Origin of the sequence: Streptomyces sp. NPDC088762 (genome assembly GCF_044750905.1) — a bacterium.
Lineage (GTDB): Bacteria > Actinomycetota > Actinomycetes > Streptomycetales > Streptomycetaceae > Streptomyces.
Genome location: NZ_JBIVKT010000003.1, coordinates 442,432 through 463,879 on the forward strand (window position 1 = coordinate 442,432; position 21,448 = coordinate 463,879).

Genomic DNA, 21,448 nt, shown 5'->3' on the forward strand with positions numbered 1-21,448 from the left:
ATGTCTCGGGAATTCGTGCCTTGACAGGGGCCAGGGCATGGGTGAGCGGCAGCGCTGTCACTCCACGCCCTGCCCACCCACCGTTCCGTGTGTGGAACGATGGGTGGGCCAAGAGAATGGATCGAGCGGAGGCCGAACCGATGGGACCCACCGGACCGATCGACAGCGCCGCGGTCCTCGCCGCGCAGGTCGGCGCCCGCCTGCGGGCGTTGCGGACAGAGCGCGGGCTGTCGCTGTCGGAGCTGGCCCGAAGGTCCCGGGTCGGGAAAGGGACCCTGTCGGAGCTGGAGAGCGGGCGCCGCAACCCCACCCTGGAGACGCTCTACGCCCTCACGACCGCCCTGGAGGTACCGCTCAGCACCGCGCTGCACACGACCGGGACGGCCGCCGAGATATCCGGCGCGGCAGTCAGCGCGGTCCTCACCGAGCGGTTCGAGGACGCTTCCGCGGTCACCGAAACCTACCGGGTACGCATCCGGGCTGGCTCCGCACAGCAGTCGGAGGCTCACACGCCCGGCACCACCGAGCACATCGTCGTCCTGGCCGGTACGGCACTCGTCGGGCCGCTCGGCGCCCCCGCCCTGAGGGTCGGCCCGGGCGAACACGCCTCCTGGGCCGCTGACACGCCTCACACGTACCAGGCGCCCGCGGGAGACGTCGAGGCGCTCCTCGTCGTCCGGTACCCCCGGTAGGGGGATCCGCCGCTCACGTACGGCCTGCCGGGGCGGTCAGTGCGGTGTGGGCGGCGTCGAGGATGTTGCGAAACGTACGGGTGATGAGCGGCCGGGCGATCAGGCGGGTGAGGGGGGCGCCGAACAGCGGGATGCCGATCTCGGCGCGGGTGGTCCACTGGACGTGGGTGCCGCCCTCCACCTCGGTGAAGGTCATGCGGCCGAGTTCATGGCGGGACGGCGGCAGGCTCCGCTCGACGACGTATTCGGTGGCGTACGGCGGGTCGTAGCGGGTGATGCGCTCCTCGAACAGGCCGATGAGCCAGAGGTGACGGCGGATGGCGCCCACCCCGTAGGGCGCGCCGTCGCCGGGCCGCGTGAGGCGGCAGCGCAGCACCAGCGGCGAAGCCGTGTAGTGGGTGGTCGTGGTGAGCCAGGTGAACACGTCGTCGATGGGGGCCCCGATGACACGTTCCACGGTCATGGTTTCCATGGCTGCCGTCCTCTCGGTCGAGCGGGCGTGGCGCGCGGCTTGGGTACCGCGCACACCACGGAGACCGCACAGGCCCGCGAAGCGTGACAACCCTCCGCCGTGACGCAGACCACACCATGACGGCGGCCGGGACGCGTCGGGCCGCATGCCCTGCGCTGCGCGCACGCAGGAGATGTGACTGAGCCCGCCGGGCACGGTAGGAAGTCCTTGTGAACGAAGAGATACCGGCCGCGACCGTTCGGGTGTTCATCGCCCTCGCCCCGCCCGACGACGCCAAGGAGGAGCTGGAGCGGGAACTGAGCCCCGCCTACGACGCGTACCCGCGCATGCGGTGGAACCGCATCGAGGACTGGCACATCACCCTGGCGTTCCTCGGCGAGCTCCCGGTGACCGCCGTTCCCCTGCTGCGGCCGCCGCTCGCGGAGCTCGCGGCGACGCGCCGGCCCGTGGAACTGGCACTGCGCGGCGGCGGGCACTTCGACGAGCGGGTGCTGTGGAGCGGGATCGGCGGGGACCTGGAAGGGCTGCACCTGCTCGCCGCCGACGTGCGGTCCGTGGTCAGGCAGTGCGGTATCGACTTCGAGGACCGGCCGTTGCGTCCCCATCTGACACTGGCACGCTCCGGACGCGACGATCCGTCCTGCGTGGTGAAGGCCGCGGCCGCCCTCGGCGCGTTCACCGGGCGCAGCTGGCACTCCGAACGCCTGCACCTGGTCGGCAGCAACTTCGGCCGCGGCCCGGGACCGATCCGCTACCGCGACGTCGAAGCGTGGGACTTCGGCGGCGGCGCCGTACGAGCCTGAGCCGTCATTCACCCCCAGGGGGTGTCTTACGGATCAGGCCGGGCTCGCGGTGTCCGGTGCCTCATCCGGCCTGATCCGTAAGACACCCCCTAGCATGCACCTCATGCCGGACGCCCTGCCCCGCCCCGCGCCGTTCAGCCCGCAGACCGCCCCCGCGGCGCTCGAGGACCTGAGGGCGCGGCTGCGCGGGACGCGGTGGCCGGACGAGCCGGAGGACGCCGGGTGGTCCCTCGGGACCGACCTCGGCTACCTCCGCGAGCTCGTCGCCTACTGGGCGGACGGCTTCGACTGGCCGGCGCAGGAAGCGGCACTCGCCCGGCTCCCCCGTTTCCGCGTCCCGCTCGGCGGCCTCGGGATCCACTTCGTGCACGCCCGGGCCGTCGCACCGGCGGGGCCCGTGCTGCCGCTGGTCCTGAGCCACGGCTGGCCGGATTCGTTCTGGCGGTACACGAAGGTCGTCCCGCTCCTGACCGACCCCGGCGCACACGGCGGCGATCCCGCGGACGCGTTCGACGTGGTGGTGCCCGACATGCCGGGCTACGGGTACTCCGACCGTCCCACCGGCCCGCCCCCCGACTCCCGCGCCGTCGCCGGCCTGTGGGCCCGGCTCATGGACGTCCTCGGCTACCCGTACTTCGGTGCCGCGGGCGGGGACATGGGCAGCCATGTGAGCCGGTACCTCGCACTCGACCACCCCGACCGGGTCGTGGCCGTACACCGCACCGACGCGGGTCTGCCCGTCTTCGCCGGCGACCCGGCGGACCTCGCGCCCGAGGAGCGCGCCTGGCTCGAGAGCGCCGCGGCGTGGGGCGGGAGCGAGGGCGCCTATGCGGCCGTGCACCGCACCAGGCCGCAGACCGCCGCCGTCGGGCTCACCGACTCGCCGGCCGGGCTCGCCGCGTGGATCGTCGAGAAGCTGCGCGCCTGGAGCGACTGCGACGGCGATGTCGAGCGGCGCTTCACGAAGGACGAGATCCTCACGAACCTCACGATCTTCTGGCTCACGGGCACGATCGGCTCGTCGATGCGCATGTACCGCGCGAACGCCGCGATCCCGCCCGCCCAGCACGCCCGCCGGGTCGAGGTGCCGTCCGGCTTCTCCCTCTTCCGCGGTGACGTCGTCCGCCCGCCGCGTGCGTGGCTGGAGCGCACGGCGAACGTGGCGCGCGTGACCGAGCCTCCGCGCGGCGGGCACTTCGCCCCCTTCGAGGAGCCCGAGCTCTACACGGAGGAGCTGCGCGCGTTCTTCCGCCCCTACCGGGCAAGTGGCCTCCCCCACGGCGTGGTCCTACCGTGAAGGGACAGAGCGACGGCCTACGGCGCCCGTGGTGCCGCCCGGCACACGGAGGTGCCCTCGCATGGCCATCAGGAAGGGAGCCACCTCCGGCGGCGCCGGGCTCTGGTCTCCGTTCCGTAAGGTGCGCCGCGCGATCCGCCGTGTCCGGGCCGGGCGCCGGTGGGGGCAGGTCAGTGCCGTCGAGTTGTGGCAGCGTTCGCTGGGTTTCGCGGCGCTCGGTTTCCTCACGCTGGTGCCGCTGCTGATCGTCGTGTCCGCGGCGGCCCCGGCGAGCGGGCGGGGGTTCGCCCAGTGGCTGGGGGACGGGCTCGGCGTGTCCACGGCTGCCAGGGCAGAGATAGAACGATTGTTCGCCCTGCCCGGCCAGGCGTGGCGCACCACGACGGCGTTCGGCCTCGCCGTACTCGCCGTGTTCGGCGTCTCGTTCTGCACGGTGGTGCAGAACGGGTACGAGAGGGTCTGGGATCTGCCGCCGGCCCGCTGGTGGGCCAGGTGGCGGCACGTGGTGTGGCTCGCCGTCCTCATCGGGCTCCTCTACCTGTCCGCGATCACACCGGTCTGGCGCGACTCCCCGGCGCGCGGACTGGTCACCGCGGCGAGCGGCACCCTGTTCTTCTGGTGGTCGCAGCGGATGCTGCTCGACGGCCGGGTCGCCTGGGGCGCCCTGCTGCCCGGGGCGGTGGCCACCATGGTCGGCCTGCTCGGCCTCAGGCTGTTCTCGCGGCTGGTCTTCTCCCCGTTGATCGCTTCCGGCGCCGTCACCTACGGGCCGTTCGGGACGGTCCTCGTGATCCAGTCCTGGCTGCTCGGGGTGGGCGTGGTCGTGTTCGGCGGGGCGCTGGTCGGCCGGCTCCTCCACGACGGGTTCTCCCTTCCCAAACCCCGACCGCACCTCGACTGACCGACCCCACCGAGTCATCAGGCCTGCTAGAATGCGGGTGTTGGCCTTCGGCGCGCACGACTCACGCGTCCGGAGGCTTTTTTTATGCCTTCCGATTCCATGCCTTCCGACAGCCCCGCACCCACCACCGCGCCAACCCCCGCCCCTGCCCCCGGCTATCGCGCTCTGCTGCGCAACAGGGAGTTCGCCGGTCTCTATGCCGGCTTCACCCTGACGGTCGGCGCCACGACCCTGTCGGGCTTCGCGCTCGGCACGCTCGTCAACCACCAGACGCACTCCCCGTTCCTGACGGCCGTGAGCATGTACGGGGCCACGTTCGCGACCGTGCTCGGCGCCTTGACCCTGATGTCGGTCGCCGACGGGAAGCGGCCGCGCCGGACCCTCGTCGCGCTCCAGTGCGTCGCGCTGGCAGGTGTCGCCGCTCAAGCCATCCCGGGGCTGCCGTTGGCGGCCCGGTTCGGACTGCTGCTGGTCCTGGGGTTCTTCCAGTCGCTGGGGACCGGCACGAGGATGGGGCTGCTCGCCGAGGTCGTACCGGCCTCCGGCTACGCGCCGGCGCGTTCGCTGATGAACATCACCTCGGGCGGCATGGCGATCCTCGGCTACGCCACCGGCGCCGTGCTGCAGCGCCACCTCAGCCCGCAGGGGGTCTTCGTCGTCGCGGCGGTCCTCACCGGGCTCGGACTGGCCGCCGTGGCGGCCACCGTCCGGGAACGCTCGATCCGTCTCACCCGCCGCCCCGGCCTGCACCGGACCTGGACGACGAACGCCGAGCTCTTCTCCCACCCCGGCCGGCGGGCGCTGCTGCTGAACCTGTGGGTCCCCAACGGTCTGGTCGTGGGCTGCGAGGCGCTGTTCATCTCCTACGACCCGGGGCACGCCGGCACCCTCCTGGCGGCCGGATCGGCCGGCATGCTCCTCGGGGACCTGACCGTCGGCCGCCTGCTGAGCGCCGACGGCCGACGCCGCCACGCCTTCGCGCTGCGGCTGCTGCTCGCCGCCCCCTACCTGCTGTTCGCTGTCCATCCCCCGGTTCTGGTCTCGGCCGCCGCGGTGTTCGTCGCCAGTGCCGGGTTCGCGGCCACCCTGCCCCTGCAGGAGCGGCTTCTCGAGCTGACGCCCGAGCCGGTACGCGGTCAGGTCCAGGGCGTCGAGTCAGCCGGCCGGATGACCTGGCAGGGACTCGGCGCAGCGCTCGCCGGCGCGGCCGCCCAACACCTCAGCCCCGGCACCGCGATCACGGCCGCCGCCGCGGTCTCCCTCGTGGTCACCGTCGCCTCCCGGCCGTCGGTGGTCCGTGCCGGGAAGGCGGCTGCCGATCGGCATGCCGGCGCACCGGCCGGGTGACTCGGGAGGCCGCTCGAGCCGTCAGGCCGCGCGCGAGACCGTCATGTCCGCGACGACGAAGGGGGCCGGTCCCAGCGTCGACTTGATCTGGAGGACGAGCAACACGATGTCCCCCGACGGGTGCTTGACGCAGAACTCGCTGCCGGCCGCCGCCGGGGCCAGCGAGAAGCTCCGCGCCGTGGCGCCCTTGAGGAGGATCCGGCACTCCTCGATCGAGCCGTGCGGCTCGCCGAACAGCATCGTGATCACGCTGGAGTCGCTCTCCAGCGCGCAGCGGACGCCCTCGCAGGCCAGGCGGATGTCACCGGTACGGTCCTCGCGCTGGACCGGCTCCTTGACGCCGATCGAATTCTTCTCGTCCATGCGCACCATGGGGTAGGGGACGAGGACGGGCTTCGCCGGCGGGGACGGGCTCGGTACGGATCCGGAAGCCCCCGGTGTCCGTCCGCCGGGAGACGAGCCGACTCCGGCCGGCGGTGTCTTCTGCGCCCCCTGGGCCGAGCCCGACGGCTTGGCCCCGGCCGCCGTCCGCTCGCGCAGCCTGCCCGCCGCGTCCCCGATCGTCCAGACGAGGAGGGCCAGCAGCAGGGTCCCGGCGGTCACCGCCGCGGTGACGGTCAGCGCGGTACGCCGCCTGCGCGCCTGCCGTTCCTGCGGCCGGTCCGGCACCGGCGCCGGCGACTGCGGTCGCGGCTCCCGGCGGACCAGCGCCAGCGTGTGCACCGGGGTCGGATGCGGCACGGGCGCCGGGATGGTCACCTCCGGCCCCGCCACCTCGCGCCAGACGGCGGGGCCGCCGCCCGCGTCGGCGTCCGCGCCCAGGCGCTGCCGGCACCACGCCACGATCTCCGCCGGGGTGGCGCGCTCCTGCGGATCGGCGGCCAGGCAGCGCGCGATCAGCGGACGGAGCTGCTCCGGCAGCCGGGACAGGTCGGGCTCGGAGTGCACGATCCGGAACAGCACGGTCGGGGAGGGGCCGTCCCCGTACAGCGGCTCGCCCAGTGCCGCGAAGCCCGCGGTCTGGCCCAGCGCGAAGACGTCGGTGGCTGCCGTGCTCTCGCCCGCCAGCGCCTGCTCGGGGGCCATGAACTGGGGCGTGCCGATGGCGCTGCCCGTGGCGGTGGGCGCGGTCGTACCGGACGCGAGCGAGATGCCGAAGTCGATGACCCGTGGCCCGTCGGCGGCCAGGAGCACGTTCGACGGCTTCAGGTCCCGGTGCACGATGCCCGCTCCGTGGATGGCCTGCAGTGCCTCGGCCACTCCCGCCATCAGCCACAGCACCGCGGGCACCGGCAGGGGTCCGCGCCGGGCGACGGCCTCCGCCAGCGAGGGCCCGGGCACGTAGAGGGTGGCCAGCCAGGGCGGCGACCCGTCCGCCTCCGCGTCGATCAACTCCGCGGTGTACGCCCCCCGGACCCGTCTGGCCGCCTCCACTTCGCGGCGGAACCGCCGCCGGAACGCCGGGTCCTCGGACAGCTCCGGCCGTACCACCTTGATCGCCACCGGGCGGCCGCCCTGGGTGTGCGACAGGTAGACCCGGCCCATGCCCCCCGCGCCGAGCCGGGCCACGAGGCGGTAGCCGGCCACGGAAGGCGGATCGTCCGCCTGCAAGGGCTGGAACACCTCGGTCGCGCTGTTCATCGGCCTCCCCCGATCCCCCGATCAACGACGAGTTGATCAAGGTAACCCTAAGCGCTGGACGGGTGTCCCCCGGAGCCCTGCGCCCCCACCGCCCGGGTCAGCCGAGGACGAACGGCAGCTTCGCCGCCAGGTCACCCAGCTCGGCCTCCTCGGCTTCCGTCGGGCGGCGTCGTCCGGTGCCGAGCAGCAGCGCGTCCCTGTCGGAGAGCGACGCGGGAAACGACGCTCCGGCGATCTTCTCCAGCAGCTCGCGTGACCGGGCGAGCCCCTCGGCGGGCGGGTCCGCCGCCTCCGGGAGGCAGGCGATCAGGTCGAGGTGGTGCAGCGTCCATTCCAGGACGTACGCGGAGAGGTAATCGCCTGCGGTGAGCACCTCGCCGCGGGTGCTGACCCGGAGCGCGGGATCCGCGAGTTCGGCGGCTCGACCGGCAGCGGAGCCGACGTCGTCGAGGTGGAACCTGAGCAGCCCCGGCTCCTGGTAGGCGGCGGCAAGGCGGACGGTCAGCGCGTCGAGCGGGTCGTCTCCGGTCGGGGCTTCGACGATGTCCCAGTAGGTCACCGTGTCGCGCGTCGGTTCCGTTTCGGCCGGGGTGACGAGGGTGATCAGGACGTCCTGGGCGTCGATGATCAGGTGGCACACCACATCCCGTACGAGCCAGCCCGTGCAGCCGGACGGCCGCGCGAAGTCCTCGTCGGGCAGTTCGGCCACCGCCTTGCGCAACGCCGCCCAGGAGCGTGAGAAGAGTTCCACGCCCGCAAGCTAGCAGCACCCCTGCGGCCGCCGCCCGGCGCAAGGGGCACGTACCCGCTGGGTAGGGTGGGCGCGACAACATCGTGCACCGGAACCAAGGAGCAGACGTGAGCGAGTCGGCGTCCATCGCCCTGCAGCAGGAGATCGCCCGGGAGCTCGAGGTCGCCGAGACCTTCGAGGCCGAGCGGGAGATCGAGCGCCGGGTGGCCTTCCTCGCCGAGCGGCTGACCTCCACCGGGCTGCGCTCCCTCGTGCTGGGGATCAGCGGCGGAGTCGACTCCACCACCGCCGGCCGGCTGTGCCAGCTCGCCGTCGAGCGTGTCCGGGCCGCCGGGCACGAGGCGCAGTTCTACGCGATGCGGCTGCCCTACGGGGTCCAGGCCGACGAGCACGACGCGCAGCTCGCCCTCTCCTTCATCCGGGCCGACCACGTGCTGACCGTGGACATCAAGCCCGCGAGCGACGCCGCGCTGGAGGCCTCGCTGGCCGCCGGGGTGGGCTTCCGCGACGCCGGCCACCAGGACTTCGTCCACGGCAACATCAAGGCCCGCCAGCGCATGATCGCCCAGTACGCGGTGGCCGGCGCGCACGACGGCCTGGTCGTCGGCACCGACCACGCCGCCGAGGCGGTCTCCGGCTTCTTCACCAAGTTCGGTGACGGCGCCGCCGACCTGGTCCCGCTGACCGGCCTGACCAAGCGCCGCGTGCGCGCCGTCGCGGACGCCCTGGGCGCGCCCGCCGAGCTGGTGTGGAAGACCCCGACGGCCGACCTGGAGACCCTCGACCCGGGCAAGGCCGACGAGGACGCGCTGGGGGTCACCTACGACGACATCGACGACTTCCTGGAAGGCAAGCCGGTGGACGGCCGGGCCTTCGAAACGATCGTCCGCCGCTACCGGCTCACCGACCACAAGCGCCGGCTGCCCATCGCCCCGTAGGGCGAGGCGGGCGGTTCGGCGGGCCGCGGGGGTGGACGCCCGTGGTCCGCGAAGGCCGCCCGGTCAGCCCCGTACGGGTACGCCCGCGGCCGCCCGTACGGCCGGGTGACCGAGCCGGCCGGCGACCTTGACGAGGTGGGCGCGTTCCTCGGCGGTGCTCAGCCCGCGGCCCGGCAGCGGAGCGGGCGCGGCGGGCGGTTCGGCGCCGGCGTTCTTGCGGGCGATGGCGTCGAGGAGGGTCGCCGCCGCGGCCGCGGCCCGCTCGTCCGCCTGCGTCCAGCGCTCGGTGGCCGCCACCTGCCGGATCCGGTCGGCCGGCGCCGCGTCGAAGTAGGGGCCGAGGCTCTGTACCACGGTGAGGATGTCGGCGATCCGGGTCAGCAGGTGCCAGTCCCGTACGTCGAAGAAACCCAGTTCGGTGAGCCGGTTCGGCTCGGTAAGCGCCATGCGCGGATCGGCCTGGCGCGTCAGCTCCCACAGCGGTGCCAGGGCGATGTAGTCGCGCCGGTCCGCCCGCCAGGCGGCGACGGCGGCGCCGGAGAACCCGTAATTGATGATGAACGCGCCGATGGTGCCCGAGACCGGGCCGAGGCTGTGCAGCGCGTCGAGGGCGTGGGAGCCGAGGGCCCCGGCGAGCGTGGCCGGTCCGACGCAGACGACGTACCCGGCGATGAACCAGGTGGCGACGCTGATGTGGTGCAGGGCACGGCTCAGGCGCGGGTCCCGCTGCGCGGACAGCAGGGCGCTGCGGTGGAAGCGGATCGCGGTGGCCAGCGAGGCGTAGGCGAGGCCGGACTGGAAGGCGGCGAGCATGAGGAGCGCGCCGGGGTCCTGGCCGTAGGCGATGTTGAAGTCCATGGGGTGGGGGGTGTCCCCGGTGGCGGACCACAGGAAGCCGGCCAGCATCAGGACGCCGAGCAGGCCGTAGACCGACAGGCGCACGGAGAGCGCGCTGACCCCGGCGAGCGGGGGCATCGGCTCCGGCTGCCACAGCATCGCCATCACGTGCGTGTGGGCGAAGAAGCCGAGGATGCAGAAGAAGACGAGCAGTTCGGCGAGGTTCGGGGAGCCCGTGGCACCGGCGACCGCCCGGTAGACGACGGGTGTGGCGAAGAGGAAGGCGCCCACGCCGACCGCCGAGCAGGTGGCGATGAGCCGCAGGGCGCCGGAGCGTTCCCGGCGCCAGGCGATGACCTTGGCCGTCGTGGTGGATATGCCGATGGCCACGACGATGAGGTAGACGATGTCGGCTGCGTCCTCAGACACCCGTCCCCCTGTGGCGGAGGGCCGAGTTGGCCTCGGCGCTGTGGGCGGGCTCGTCCGCGTTGACGATCATGGAGACCATCAGCCGCCCCAGGATCTCGGCCTGGCGTTCCGCGGACGGGCCGCAGTGGGCGTGCGTACCGGCGACGGGGTTGGCGGCGTCCCCCTCGGCACGGGGGTGGGCGTGTGTGGGGCCGGGACCGGCGACGTCGAAGTAGGTGCGGCCCAGCATCATCCGGCTCACAGCCGGGTTCAGCGCGGGCGCGAGGAGCGCGAGGATCTCGTCGTTCATGAGGTCGTGCCCGTGCTCCTCCGGGTCGTGACCGAGGTAGATGTGCGCGAGTTCGTGACCGATGACGATGGACTGGAGCGTCTTGGGCGAGTCCCGGTCGACGAGGAGGATCAGCTCGTCGGGCGTGTGGAGGAGGCCGCCGGTCAGGGGCCGGCGCAGCGGCAGGTGCAGGATGCGGATGGGCAGGCCTCGGCTGCGGCCGACCGCTTCGACCACCTCGTGCTGGGTCGGGTGCGCCGGGAGGCCGAGCCGGATCCGGAAGTCCCTGCGCTCCTTGCGCAGCGTCCGCTGTTCACGAAGTGTCTGTGCTGCGAGGCCGAGCGATGCCCGGATGCTGCCCCCCACGACTCGTCCCTCCGACATCCTGCGTACGTACTCTGCGCTGCTTGTGGTTCTTGTGGTGCTCGTGGTGCTCATGTGCCTGCTCGGGCACTCGGTGGAGGCCCTGTCGGCGGCCCGGTGCGGGCCGCCCACAGGCAGAGGCTAGTCCCAACGCGTGTCGAGCGGCGCAAGGGTGGCGGGAGCGGAGTCCCACCGGGTGTCCGACGGGGCCGAGTCCCACCGGGTGTCGGCGGGGGACGAGTCCCACCGCGTGTCCGCGGCCGCCGTACCGCCCAGGGCGGTCACGGAAAGGAGGACACCACCGGCCAGGGCGATCCCTGCGACGGCTCGTGACAGCCTGCGGGTGTTGCGCATGATCTTCTCGATTCTCTCGTCGGGGCAGCGGTCGTATGCGGCCTCCGGCGTGCCCGAGGTCCGGCGGGGGCCGGGCCGGCTGGGGACAGAATCCCAGCTCAGCGCCTGTTTTGCGCCGCGAAGAGGCTGGTCCGTGCCTGGAGGGCCACACCCGGCAGCCTGTACCGTCCCCCTTGGGAAGATCAAGGAATTCGGGTCTTCCCATCGGCGCACTTCCTCAAGTGGAAGCTCTCAGGGGGGTTCGGTCTTGTACGAAGCAGGCGAAAACGTTCTGCCCCCGGTCACCCTCTCCTGCGCCGCCCAGGAGCTCTACCTCGAGATCACGAACGGGGCCGGGGTCTCTCCCGACGACCGTCCGGCCCTGGAGGAGCTGCTGGCGCTCGAGCTGGTCACTCCCAGCCTGTACGTTCCGGGCCGGTTCGAGCCCACCGATGTCCATCAGGCGGAACGGAACGCCACGATCCGGGAACTCGATGCGATACGCCGGCACTTGGAGCGGCTGTCCGGGGTGCCGGACCTGTTCGCCGCCCTGCCGAAGAAGACGGCGCTGGCCCCTCTGGAGGGCATCGAACGACTGGCCTCGGCCGATGACGCCAACCGGTTGCTGACCACCCTCATCTCGGGCACCGAGTCCAGCGTCTGGTCGGCCCAGCCCAAGGACCGTCCCGCGTGGAGCCTGGAGAAGTCCCTCGCCCGGGAGCTGGAACTGGTGCGCCAGGGAAAGCAGTTCCGCACGATCTACCCCAGCTCCGCGCGTCAGCGCGAAGCGGAGAGCAAGTGGGTGAGCACCATGTCGGCCGCGGGAGCGGAGGTGCGCACCCGGGTCCCCGACTTCATCCGCATGATCATCATCGACGGCCGGACGGTCGTCGTGTCCGACCCCAAGGACCCCGAGGGGACGACGACTTCGGCCTACTGCATCACCCACCCGGTCGTGGTCTCGCTCATGGTCGCGGTGTACCAGCAGCTCTGGGCCCGCTCCGAACCGTGGAAGGGCGGCAGGGGCCCGGTGCCCGCAGGTGCGGCGGTGACCACGCCGCAGACGCGCGCGCTGTACCGGATGCTGCGGGCCGGCAAGGGCCGGGCCGAGGTCGCGCGCCGGCTCGAGATCAGCGAACGGACGGTGACCACCCTGCTGAACCGGCTGTACGAGGCGACGGGGACCGACAACCTGCTCGCGCTCGGCGAGTGGTGGGCAGGCTCGGCCGACCGACACATGGACTGACCGGCCGGACCGTCCGCAGTCCTCCCGACCGCCGGCGGGGCCCGCTCGGCAGTCCGCCCGCGCCCCGGCGGGATCCGTCTCAGCCGCCCGCGGGACCCCCGTGCACCACCCCCGGCAGCGGGCCCGTCATCCGGCCCAGCAGGGCCGGGATGCCCCCGGCCTCGCGCAGCATCGCCAGCAGCTCGACATGGGCCGTCGTGTCCCGTACGACCTCGGAGTCGTCGGGGGCGAGGAAGAACTCGGCGCCGGCCTCGACCCCGAAGTGCCTGGCGAGGGCCTGCAGGGGGGTGTCCGCGAAGTAGGAGGTCTCGACACCGAACACGGCGGCGAGCTGGACGGTCGATTCCCAGCTCGGCTTGCTCTTCCCCGAGGTCACGTTGTACAGCCACACGCGGCTCTTGTCGCACGCCTTGGCCACGTCGTCCCTCTTGAACGGGTCCCCCGAGGGGGTGGTACGCGTCTCGAAGAGGTGCTCCAGGCGGGCGCGGAACAGCTCGGCGTCGGCCGGAACGTCCTCGGCCGGCTCGCCCGACCGGAGCCGGGCCAGGTGGTCGAGGGGCACACCGGTGGCCGCGCTGACCTCTTCGGTGGTCTGCGGGCTGCCGCCCCTGCGGTAGATCCGGTCGAACAGGAAGTTCAGCCGTGCCGCGATCCGCTGCCCGTGCTCATCCCCGGCTGCCCCGCTCATCGATACCTTCCCGCGATGGCCCGCCGCTGCCGCTGGATGCGAGCAGGGTGGCGTCAACTCCCCCTCTTGGTGAATCTCTCAGGGAAGACTCTCCCAGCCCGACTTTGGTCGGGCAAGGGCAAACCGGATCAAGATCCGCGCGGCCGGTACGGAGCCGGCGGCGGGATCCGCGAGCCGGCTGCGCCTCCGACCGCCCCGGGACGCCACCGGAATGGTGCTGACGGCGCCTCAAAGCCGATCGTGCTAACTATTGTTGACATGGACGGCGTGGCTGGAGCAAGATCCTGCTTGTGCCGCCGAGCCGCCACCGTCCTCGCCACCGCGAGGCATGTGCGGACCCGGCCGCGTACGCCGCCACGGTTCCGGCTTCCACGGGGGAGAAGTCGGACCGTAGGCGGGCGAACAGGAAAGCCCCGGCAGCGTTCCGGGGGCGTCCTCAGCCACCGTCCGCCGTCCGGCGGCGCACGGCACCCGATGCCGGCCGGGGAAGCGCGCCGGCGCTCGCCGACGGCACGGCCGACGCGGCCGATACCGGCGACACCGCCGACACGGCCCTCGCGAACCGAACCGCCGCAGCCGCGCCACCGGGACTCCCGACCCCCAGGCAGACCCGGACGCTCCAGGAGGAAGCGTGACCACACCCGCCCGCCCCGCGCAGCCCACGCCCGAGCGGAACGGCGCCCAGGCCTACGCGTTCCTCCAGGCGGTCCGCCGGCTCGGCCCAGGCCCGCACCGGTTCCGGGAGATCATCCACCAGACCGGGCTGAGCAAGTCCGAAGCCCACCGGCGCCTCTCCCAGCTGGTCGACGCCGACCTGTGCCGCCGCCCGCGCCACGGCCAGTACGAGCTGCTGACCCACACCCCCGCGGCGGCGCCGGGACCGGCCACCCCGGCCCTGCGGCATCCGGGCGCGGCCCTCCCCCGCTCGCCGCTGCTGGAGACGCTCCTGAACGAACTCCACGCGCGCACCGGCTGCCCCGTACTCCTGCACACCTACGCTCCCCTGAGCGGCGAGCGGCTGTGCGCCGCGGCCACCGGCGCCCACACGCCCCGGGTCCGGCGCGCGCTGGCCTCCGCCCCGGAGGCGACCGGCATGCTGCGCCAGGCCCCGCTCGGGGCGGACGCGGCCGGCCTGGCCATGCTGGCCCATCTGTGTCCCGACGACGCCCAGTTGCGCGCGGACCTGCGCCGCGTCCGTCGCGACGGCATGGCCCGCACCCGCTCTCCGCTGCCCGGCTGGTCGCTGGTGGCCGTACCGCTGAGGCGCCTGCCGGGGACCTGCGCCGCCCCCGGCGCGGAACCGCCCGTGGTCGGCGCGCTGAGCGTCCTGCATCCCGATGGGGCGGCGGAGGACGACCGTGCCGCCGGGTACGGGCTTTTGCTGCGGGCCTCGGTCGAATCCGCGACCGCTCCCGAAGCGCGGACGCGCGTCCGGACCACGCCCCGGTGTGCCCTGCGCGACGGGCAGCGCGGTGGCCACCGTACGGCGCAGGAGAACCGGTAGGCCCGCGGCGTTCAGCGGCTGCGGGTCAGGGCCGCAGGAGCGCCGGCCGACTGGGCCCCCTCCGATTCGAGCGTCAGCCGGTCCGGTGTCTCCATGGTCAGTACGTAGAGGTTGCGCCGGGGGCACTCGAAGGTGGCCGCGCGGTCGGTCGGGTGGCTGGTCACCGCTTCGAAGACCAGCCGGTTGCCGCTGACCTGCCGCAGCTCGAGGGCTTCCGTGCATCCGAGATTGCGCCCGCTGGAGACCTCCTTGAGGTCGCTGGCCTGGCGGCCCACGAGCTCTCCCACGGCGCCGGCGTGCAGCGTGACGGTGACGGCGAACTCACCGGTCCTCGCCCGGGTGATGCCGTCCGCGTCCGGCGTCCCGGGCCCGACCCCGGACCACGTACCGACCCACGCCTCGGGCAGTGAGGCAGCGGAGGCCGAAGGGGCCGAGGAGGAAGGGGCGGGGGGCGCGGCCCGACCGGCGTCGCCGCCCCCCGCGAACCGGATCGCGAGCGTGACGACCGCCGCGAGCACGACCGCGCCGGCGGCCGTACTCATCACCAGGGGCCGGTGCGCTGCCCACCGGCCCGGGCTTGCGGCGGAGGTGGAGGCGAAGGCGGAGGCCGGCGGCGGAGTTCCGGGCGTCAGGACCGGAGGGGTCGGCGCCACGGGAGCGGGCAGGGCCGGAAACCCGGGCGGGGAATCCGGCTGCGCGACCGGCCCCGCGGGGGTGGGGACGGGCGGCGCGGGCGGCTGCTGCGCGGCGAGGAGCCGCCGCAGTTCGGCCTCCCGGCGGCCGACGTCCGCCGCCAGCTCCGGAGGCACCACCGCGCTCCAGCCGCCCTCCTCCGCTCCCTCCTCGCCCGCGGGGCCGAGGCGGGCCCGTACCTCCTCGGCGGTCGGGCGCCGGTCCGGGTCCTTGGCCAGGCACTCCCGCACCAGCGGAAGGAGCGGTTCCGGCACGCCGTCGAGAAGGGGCTCGTCGTGGACGATCCGGTACAGGAGGGCCGGCAGGTGCAGCTCTTCGCCCTGCGCCAGGAAGGGACTGCGGCCGGTGGCCGCGTGCACGAGGACCGCGGCGAGGGAGAACACGTCCGCCGGTGCGGCGGCCACGGTGCCCGTCGCCTGCTCCGGCGCGAGGTAGCCGGGCGTGCCGATGACCGCGCCCGTCTGCGTGTGGCGCGGGTCGCGCACGGCGCGGGCGATGCCGAAATCGATGAGGAAGGGCCGCTCCTGACCGAGCAGTACGTTCGCCGGCTTGATGTCGCGGTGCACCACGCCCGCCGCCCGTACGGTGACGAGCGCGGCCGCCAGCTCGCGGGCCAGGCTCCACACCGCCGGCGCGGGCAGCGGCCCGTACCCGCGCACCCAGTCGCCCAGCGACGGCGCGGCGATGTACTCCGTCGCCAGCCACTGCGGCACGTCGCCCGGCGGGCTGAAGTCCACCACCGAGACCGTCCACGGACTGCGCACGCGGTCGTTGGTGCGTATCTCCCGGGCGAACCGTTCGGCGAAGTCGGGTTCCGCGCTCAGGTCCCGGTGCACGGTCTTCAGGGCCAGCGGGCGGCCCGAGGCGGTCCGGGCCAGGAACACCTCGCCCATGCCTCCCTCGCCGAGCCGCCCCAGCAGGCGGTACCCCCCGATCTCCGACGGGTCACCGTGCCGCAAAGACTCCACCAACTGCCCCCGCCCCCCAGGTCATTGCGCGACCCGCAGCACGCGGGCCCTCCGGTGGGCCACCTTAGGGGGTCCGGCGCAGCTCCCCCGTGCCCAGGCTGATCGTGACGCGGGGCTCCATCGGCCCTTCGGCGCGGCGGGAGAGCAGCACGATCTCGTCCACCCGCGCCGACATGCTGCCCAGGCGGGCGGCGCACTCCGCGGCCAGGTGCCGGGGATCACGGGTGCGGCCCAGCGACAGGTGCGGTGTGTACCGCGGGAACCGGCTGCGGCAGCCCGGGAACGGCTCCGCCAGGGCGGCCTGCAGCGCCGTCCAGGGCTCCGCGCCGGCCGCGGCGGGGTCCAGCCACACGGTGGAGTACGCGCGGTGGCGGAAACTGTGCACTCCGCTGAGGCGGACGGCGAAGGGTTCGGTCCGTGCGGCCACGGCGGACAGCAGGGGCGCCGCCTGCGCGAAGTCCTCCTCCGGAACGAAGCCGAAGACCAGGTTCACATGCGGTGGCCAGCGGCCGATCTGCGGGTCGTGCTCGGCCCGGATGCTCTGGATGGGGGGCCACAGCCCGGCCGGCGGGAGCCACACGACAGCGGTCCGAGGGGTGGCGGCGACCTCGAGGAATCCGGGAACACCGGCTCCGCCGCCGCCGGTCGGAGACACGTTCACACGGCCATGATGCCCCGGGGCCGCCCCGGGTCGGCGGATACGCGCGCCCGTTCGGTCCAGAGCTGGTTAGATCGAGCCAGGCGACGGAGGCGGAGACCGCGACGGCGGCCCCGCGCGACAGAGGGAGACACGATGGGCAGGGCCACGCAGCCGGACACACGGCCGCCCGCGCCGCACACCGCCGACAGTCACGCTCTGATCCGTGTGCACGGCGCCCGCGTCAACAACCTCAAGGACGTCAGCATCGAGATCCCGAAGCGCCGGCTGACGGTGTTCACCGGAGTCTCCGGCTCGGGCAAGAGCTCACTGGTGTTCGACACGATCGCCGCCGAGTCGCAGCGGCTGATCAACGAGACCTACAGCGCCTTCGTACAGGGCTTCATGCCGACGCTGGCGCGGCCGGAAGTCGACGTACTGGAAGGGCTGACGACGGCGATCATCGTCGACCAGCAGCGGATGGGCGCCGACCCCCGCTCCACGGTCGGCACCGCCACCGACGCCAACGCGATGCTGCGCATCCTCTTCAGCCGGCTCGGGGAGCCGCACATCGGCCCGCCCGGCGCGTACGCCTTCAACGTCCCCTCCGTCCGGGCGAGCGGTGCGATCACCGTCGAGCGCGGCGCGAAGAAGGCGGTGAAGGCGACCTTCAACCGCACCGGCGGCATGTGCGCCCGCTGCGAGGGCCGCGGTTCGGTCTCCGACATCGACCTCACCCAGCTCTACGACGACTCCAAGTCGCTCGCGGAGGGCGCGCTCACCATCCCCGGCTACACGCCGGGCGGCTGGAACCACCGCCTCTACAGCGAGTCGGGCCTCGTCGACCCGGACAAGCCGATCCGCAAGTACACCAAGAAGGAACTGCACGACTTCCTCCACCACGAACCGGCCAGGATGAAGATCGCGGGCATCAACATGACCTACGAGGGACTGGTCCCGCGGATCCAGAAGTCCATGCTGTCCAAGGACAAGGAGGCGATGCAGCCGCACATCCGGGCGTTCGTGGAGCGGGCCGTCACCTTCACCGTCTGCCCCGAGTGCGACGGCACGCGGCTCAGCGAGGGCGCCAGGTCCTCGAAGATCAAGAACATCAGCATCGCCGATGCCTGCGCCCTGCAGATCAGCGATCTCGCCGAGTGGGTGCGCGGCCTCTCCGAGCCGTCGGTGGCACCGCTGCTCACGGCGCTGCAGCAGACCCTCGACTCGTTCTCGGAAATCGGGCTCGGCTACCTCTCGCTGGACCGGCCGGCCGGCACACTGTCGGGCGGTGAGGCCCAGCGCGTCAAGATGATCCGCCACCTCGGCTCCTCGCTCACCGACGTCACGTACGTCTTCGACGAGCCCACCACCGGCCTGCACCCCCACGACATCAGCAGGATGAACGACCTCCTGCTGCGCCTGCGCGACAAGGGCAACACGGTGCTCGTCGTCGAGCACAAGCCGCAGACCATCGCGATCGCCGACCACGTCGTGGACCTCGGCCCCGGCGCCGGTACGGCGGGTGGCACCGTCTGCTTCGAAGGCACGGTCGAGGGGCTGCGGACCGGGGACACGGTCACCGGCCGCCATCTCGGCGACCGCACCACCCTCAAGGACGCGGTGCGCAAGCCCACCGGCACGCTGGAGATCCGCGGCGCGACGACGCACAACCTGCGCGACGTCGACGTCGACATCCCGCTCGGGGTGCTCGTCGTCATCACCGGTGTCGCCGGCTCCGGCAAGAGCTCGCTCGTGCACGGGTCGGTCCCGGCGAGCGCGGGTGTGGTCTCGGTCGACCAGGGTGCGATCCGCGGTTCGCGACGCAGCAACCCGGCGACGTACACCGGGCTGCTCGACCCGGTCCGCAAGGCCTTCGCCAAGGCCAACGGGGTGAAGCCGGCCCTGTTCAGCGCCAACTCCGAGGGCGCCTGCCCCACCTGCAACGGCGCGGGCGTCATCTACACCGACCTGGCGATGATGGCCGGGGTCGCCACCCCGTGCGAGGAGTGCGAGGGGAAGCGGTACCAGGCGTCGGTGCTGGAGTACCGCCTCGGCGGCCGCGACATCAGCGAGGTGCTCGCCATGTCGGTGACCGAGGCCGAGGAGTTCTTCGGCTCCGGCGAGGCCCACACACCGGCCGCGCACCGCATCCTCGGCCGCCTCGCCGATGTCGGGCTCGGCTACCTCACCCTCGGCCAGCCGCTCACCACGCTGTCCGGCGGCGAGCGGCAACGGCTCAGGCTGGCCACCCACATGGCCGAGAAGGGCGGCGTCTACGTCCTCGACGAGCCGACCACCGGCCTGCACCTGGCCGACGTGGAGCAGCTGCTCGGCCTGCTCGACCGGCTCGTCGACTCCGGCAAGTCGGTGCTCGTCATCGAGCACCACCCTGCGGTCATGGCGCACGCCGACTGGATCATCGACCTCGGCCCCGGCGCCGGCCACGACGGCGGCCGGCTCGTCTTCGAGGGCACGCCGGCCGAACTCGTCGCCGCCCGCTCGACCCTCACCGGGGAGCACCTCGCGGACTACGTCGGCGCCTGACCGGCGCGGCCGGGGGCCGGGTTCCCCGCGCGGCTCAGGAGATTCCGTACCACTGGCTGGCCCAGCCGGTGTTGATGGTGCTGGTGGACTGGTCGGCGAGGTTCACGGTGGGCGGGAGCGAGGTCTGGCCGGTCAGGAGGGTGCTGTAGCGGAGTTGCGGCGGCATCAGACCGGCGTTGACGGAGATCCCGGCCCCCGTGGCCTTCAGGGTGAGGGCGTTGGTGGCCCAGTTCCCGTTGAGCAGCAGGGCGATGAAGTACGTTCCGGGGGCTGCGGTGAACGGCTTGCCGAGCGGCAGCGGTTTGGCGACGGCATCGGTCATCAGCTGCGGTGAGATGTCCGCGGTGGACCCGACCAGCCTGCCGTTGGCGTCGTAGACGCCGAGGTAGCAGTTGACGAGCTGGGCGCCCGGGTCGACGCCGGCCAGGCCCAGCCAGATGTTCGACCAGGTGATCTGCTCGCGCAGGACGATCCGTACCAGCGTGACCCGCCCGCCCACCCCGGCGGCGGACTGGGCGGTGACGTGGCCCGCGTCGTTGGGATCGCCGGTCCACGCCAGCAGGTTCTGGTCCTGGGGCCGGGGCCCTTCGTACCCGGAACCACCGGCCTGCTGCGCCGGCGCGGGCGACGCCGCAGCGGAACTCCCGGCCGGGCGCGGGCTCTCGCCCGGTGTGCCGCAACCGGCCAGGACGAACAGTGCCGCGAGCGCGGCCACGGCGCCGGTCGTGACAGTGGTGGTGCGGGTGCGCATGGTCCCCCCATGAGGTGCGGATGTGCCGACGGCCATCGTCACATGGGCCGCCGGCACGGTCCGACACCGAGTACCCCGGGCCGGGGTGCTTCAGGCGGTGGCGGCGGCGAACGGGCCTCCGGGGCCGAAGACCAGGGACGCGAAGCGTTCGCCGATGCGGCGGTGGGTGGCGGGGTCGGGGTGGAGCCGGTCGGGCAGCGGCAGTTCGGCGAAGTCCGCCTCCCCGTAGAGCTCGCGGCCGTCGAGGAGGTGCAGGTACGGGTCCTCGGCCGCCCGCTGCTTCACGATGCGGTCCAGTTCGTCCCGGATGACGCCCAGGGTCAGCTTCCCGGCGGCCCGTTCCGCGGGGTCGCCCGCGGCCCGGAACGTGAGCCTTCCCTCGCCGAGGCCGCCGAATTCGGGGACGGTGGGGCCGGGGGTGTCCTCGTGGATGGGGCACAGGAGGGGCGAGACGACCAGGAGCGGAGTGGCGGGGTGGCCCTCGCGGATGGTGTCGAGGAAGCCATGCACCGCGGGGCCGAAGGCGCGCAGGCGCATCAGGTCGGTGTTGACGAGGTTGATGCCGATCTTGACGCTGATCAGGTCCGCGGGGCTGTCGCGCAGGGCGCGGGCGGTGAACGGGTCGAGCAGGGCGCTGCCGCCCAGACCCAGGTTGGTGAGTTCCACGCCGCCGGCCGCGGCGGCCAGCGCGGGCCAGGTGGTGCTGGGACTCGCGGCGTTGGATCCATGGCTGATCGAACTGCCGTGGTGCAGCCACCTCTTGCGGCCGTCCTCCGGCAGGGGCTCGGCGGGGGCGTCGGTGCGCAGGGCGACCAGCTGGGTGATCTCGTTGTACGGGAGCCAGATCTCGACGTCCTTGACCCGGTCGGGCAGGCCGGAGAACCGGACGGTGCCGACCGGGCCGGGCCTCGTTTCCGCCGACCCGGTCGCCATGTCCACCATGAGGACGTTTCCACCGGTCACTCCGGCCTGCCCGGCCGGCCGGCCGTCGACGAGCAGGTCGTACACGCCGTCGGGACGGGGCGGGGCGCCCTGGTAGGCCATCTTGGTGCGCAGGGCGTCCAGTTCCACGGTGGTGGCACGCGTGCGGAACACCAGCCGTACGCCGGAGGGTTGCGACTCCGCCATGGCCAGCTGCCCGTCGGTGCACTGGGCGCGCGCCCGGGCGGGCAGCCGGTGCGGCAGCACGCCGTGGGCGGTGCGCTCCAGATCCAGGGCGCCGCGTACGAGGGCCGCGGTGATGGGTGTGGTGATCCACTTCATGAGTGCATTGTGCCGGTCGGAGGCGCGGCCCGGCCGCCTTTGACGGGGAGCGGTGGGCGAGGGCCAGGGGTCGCCGCCGCGG

The 21,448-nt window shown here is 73.1% G+C and carries 20 protein-coding genes; 9 read left to right on the top strand and 11 right to left on the bottom strand.

Annotated elements, in window-relative coordinates; translation table 11 throughout:
• Positions 1-140: 140 nt before the first annotated feature.
• Positions 141-692 carry a helix-turn-helix domain-containing protein gene (locus tag ACIP5M_RS10515; RefSeq protein WP_401194570.1) on the top strand — a complete coding sequence of 184 codons (552 nt, stop codon included), beginning with the start codon at positions 141-143 and terminating at the stop codon, positions 690-692.
• A gap of 13 nt (positions 693-705) precedes the next feature.
• On the opposite strand, the gene ACIP5M_RS10520 is transcribed toward ACIP5M_RS10515, so the two are convergent.
• Positions 706-1,164: an SRPBCC family protein gene (locus ACIP5M_RS10520; RefSeq protein WP_401194572.1), complete on the bottom strand. Its 459-nt coding sequence runs from the start codon at positions 1,162-1,164 to the stop codon at positions 706-708.
• 209 nt (positions 1,165-1,373) lie between these two features.
• Here ACIP5M_RS10520 and thpR point away from each other — a divergent pair, with 209 nt between their 5' ends.
• From thpR to ACIP5M_RS10540, 4 genes are all read left to right on the top strand, one after another.
• Positions 1,374-1,967 carry an RNA 2',3'-cyclic phosphodiesterase gene (thpR, locus tag ACIP5M_RS10525; RefSeq protein ID WP_401194575.1) on the top strand — a complete coding sequence of 198 codons (594 nt, stop codon included), beginning with the start codon at positions 1,374-1,376 and terminating at the stop codon, positions 1,965-1,967.
• 103 nt (positions 1,968-2,070) lie between these two features.
• On the top strand, positions 2,071-3,264 hold the full coding sequence (locus ACIP5M_RS10530) for an epoxide hydrolase family protein (RefSeq protein WP_401194578.1): 1,194 nt from the start codon (positions 2,071-2,073) through the stop codon (positions 3,262-3,264).
• Positions 3,265-3,325: 61 nt separating this feature from the next.
• Entirely contained in the window at positions 3,326-4,165 is an 840-nt protein-coding gene (locus ACIP5M_RS10535; RefSeq protein WP_401194580.1) for a YhjD/YihY/BrkB family envelope integrity protein, read from the top strand.
• Between the two features lie 99 nt (positions 4,166-4,264).
• On the top strand, positions 4,265-5,512 hold the full coding sequence (locus tag ACIP5M_RS10540) for a hypothetical protein (RefSeq protein ID WP_401194582.1): 1,248 nt from the start codon (positions 4,265-4,267) through the stop codon (positions 5,510-5,512).
• Positions 5,513-5,533: 21 nt separating this feature from the next.
• On the opposite strand, the gene ACIP5M_RS10545 is transcribed toward ACIP5M_RS10540, so the two are convergent.
• Together ACIP5M_RS10545 and ACIP5M_RS10550 are read right to left on the bottom strand one after the other, a co-directional pair.
• Positions 5,534-7,153 (bottom strand): protein kinase, encoded by a 1,620-nt coding sequence (locus ACIP5M_RS10545; RefSeq protein ID WP_401194584.1) that lies wholly within the window; start codon positions 7,151-7,153, stop codon positions 5,534-5,536.
• A 97-nt stretch (positions 7,154-7,250) separates the two neighbouring features.
• Positions 7,251-7,904 (bottom strand): maleylpyruvate isomerase N-terminal domain-containing protein, encoded by a 654-nt coding sequence (locus tag ACIP5M_RS10550; protein WP_401194587.1) that lies wholly within the window; start codon positions 7,902-7,904, stop codon positions 7,251-7,253.
• A gap of 107 nt (positions 7,905-8,011) precedes the next feature.
• Between ACIP5M_RS10550 and nadE the strand changes: the two genes are divergently transcribed.
• On the top strand, positions 8,012-8,842 hold the full coding sequence (gene nadE, locus ACIP5M_RS10555; protein ID WP_401194589.1) for an ammonia-dependent NAD(+) synthetase: 831 nt from the start codon (positions 8,012-8,014) through the stop codon (positions 8,840-8,842).
• Between the two features lie 63 nt (positions 8,843-8,905).
• Here the strand turns inward: nadE and ACIP5M_RS10560 are convergent, their stop codons facing one another.
• From ACIP5M_RS10560 to ACIP5M_RS10570, 3 genes are all read right to left on the bottom strand, one after another.
• Positions 8,906-10,108: a DUF6545 domain-containing protein gene (locus tag ACIP5M_RS10560; protein ID WP_401194591.1), complete on the bottom strand. Its 1,203-nt coding sequence runs from the start codon at positions 10,106-10,108 to the stop codon at positions 8,906-8,908.
• Complete coding sequence (locus tag ACIP5M_RS10565) at positions 10,101-10,742, bottom strand: hypothetical protein (RefSeq protein WP_401194593.1); 642 nt, start codon at positions 10,740-10,742, stop codon at positions 10,101-10,103. Before ACIP5M_RS10565 ends, ACIP5M_RS10560 begins: the two co-directional genes overlap by 8 nt.
• A gap of 138 nt (positions 10,743-10,880) precedes the next feature.
• On the bottom strand, positions 10,881-11,093 hold the full coding sequence (locus ACIP5M_RS10570) for a hypothetical protein (protein ID WP_401194596.1): 213 nt from the start codon (positions 11,091-11,093) through the stop codon (positions 10,881-10,883).
• Positions 11,094-11,340: 247 nt separating this feature from the next.
• Between ACIP5M_RS10570 and ACIP5M_RS10575 the strand changes: the two genes are divergently transcribed.
• Entirely contained in the window at positions 11,341-12,318 is a 978-nt protein-coding gene (locus tag ACIP5M_RS10575; protein ID WP_401194599.1) for a hypothetical protein, read from the top strand.
• 79 nt (positions 12,319-12,397) lie between these two features.
• Here the strand turns inward: ACIP5M_RS10575 and ACIP5M_RS10580 are convergent, their stop codons facing one another.
• Entirely contained in the window at positions 12,398-13,006 is a 609-nt protein-coding gene (locus ACIP5M_RS10580) for a helix-turn-helix domain-containing protein (protein WP_401194601.1), read from the bottom strand.
• A 631-nt stretch (positions 13,007-13,637) separates the two neighbouring features.
• Between ACIP5M_RS10580 and ACIP5M_RS10585 the strand changes: the two genes are divergently transcribed.
• Entirely contained in the window at positions 13,638-14,510 is an 873-nt protein-coding gene (locus ACIP5M_RS10585; protein ID WP_401194604.1) for a helix-turn-helix domain-containing protein, read from the top strand.
• Between the two features lie 11 nt (positions 14,511-14,521).
• On the opposite strand, the gene ACIP5M_RS10590 is transcribed toward ACIP5M_RS10585, so the two are convergent.
• Together ACIP5M_RS10590 and ACIP5M_RS10595 are read right to left on the bottom strand one after the other, a co-directional pair.
• Positions 14,522-16,171, bottom strand: coding sequence for a serine/threonine-protein kinase (locus tag ACIP5M_RS10590; RefSeq protein WP_401195088.1), 1,650 nt, complete (start codon positions 16,169-16,171; stop codon positions 14,522-14,524).
• Positions 16,172-16,235: 64 nt separating this feature from the next.
• Positions 16,236-16,832: a 2'-5' RNA ligase family protein gene (locus ACIP5M_RS10595; RefSeq protein ID WP_401194607.1), complete on the bottom strand. Its 597-nt coding sequence runs from the start codon at positions 16,830-16,832 to the stop codon at positions 16,236-16,238.
• A 132-nt stretch (positions 16,833-16,964) separates the two neighbouring features.
• Here ACIP5M_RS10595 and ACIP5M_RS10600 point away from each other — a divergent pair, with 132 nt between their 5' ends.
• Positions 16,965-19,352: an ATP-binding cassette domain-containing protein gene (locus ACIP5M_RS10600; protein ID WP_401194610.1), complete on the top strand. Its 2,388-nt coding sequence runs from the start codon at positions 16,965-16,967 to the stop codon at positions 19,350-19,352.
• Positions 19,353-19,386: 34 nt separating this feature from the next.
• Here the strand turns inward: ACIP5M_RS10600 and ACIP5M_RS10605 are convergent, their stop codons facing one another.
• Complete coding sequence (locus ACIP5M_RS10605; protein ID WP_401194612.1) at positions 19,387-20,103, bottom strand: hypothetical protein; 717 nt, start codon at positions 20,101-20,103, stop codon at positions 19,387-19,389.
• 90 nt (positions 20,104-20,193) lie between these two features.
• Positions 20,194-21,366, bottom strand: coding sequence for a GDSL-type esterase/lipase family protein (locus ACIP5M_RS10610; protein ID WP_401194615.1), 1,173 nt, complete (start codon positions 21,364-21,366; stop codon positions 20,194-20,196).
• Positions 21,367-21,448 lie beyond the last annotated feature (82 nt).